Source organism: Ectothiorhodospira sp. 9100 (genome assembly GCF_022227565.1).
In the GTDB taxonomy this organism is placed as follows: Bacteria; Pseudomonadota; Gammaproteobacteria; order Ectothiorhodospirales; family Ectothiorhodospiraceae; genus Ectothiorhodospira; species Ectothiorhodospira marina.
Genome location: NZ_JAJNAN010000137.1, coordinates 1 through 530 on the forward strand (window position 1 = coordinate 1; position 530 = coordinate 530).

At 63.8% G+C, this 530-nt stretch carries 1 pseudogene; it reads right to left on the reverse strand.

The annotated features are described in order from the left end of the window. A pseudogene (locus LPW29_RS15330) lies at positions 1–530 on the reverse strand (IS1380 family transposase); the annotation flags it as partial.

Consider the following 530-nt stretch of genomic DNA (forward strand, 5'->3'; position numbering starts at 1 on the left):
CGATGCCTTCGCCCTGCGCGCGCACACGGTTCTCCAGGGCATCATGGGCACTGTCCAGACGCATCAGGATCGGGTGGTCTGTGAGGTTGCGTGCCGCCGGCAGCACGCGATCCAGCACAAACCCGAAGCCGTTCTGGCTGTTCTCGGATCCCGGCTTGAGCTCGGTGGCCAAACACCAACCCTCTTCACCCAGATAGGCCGGCATCACGCCGTAGCCGTCAAAGCCCCGGTAGGTGTAGCCCACGCCTTCCTTGTGGGTGCCCGAGTTGTCCTGGGCAAACAGATCCAGATCCAGCGCCACGTAGCCGCAGGACAACGGCGTCACTGGAACCTTCGCCTGCTCAAGGAAGGTCAGGTTGGCCTGATCCAGGGCACGGGCATAATCCATGGAGGAGGCATCCATGCGCTGACGCAATCGCGCTGCCGACAGCCCGCGCTTCAAGCCCATGCAGGACAGAAAGAAGGGATCCTTGCGCACCCCCTCGGCGGCTTCAAAGTCGCTCTTGCCCAGGGTCAGCAGCCCCAGCCCC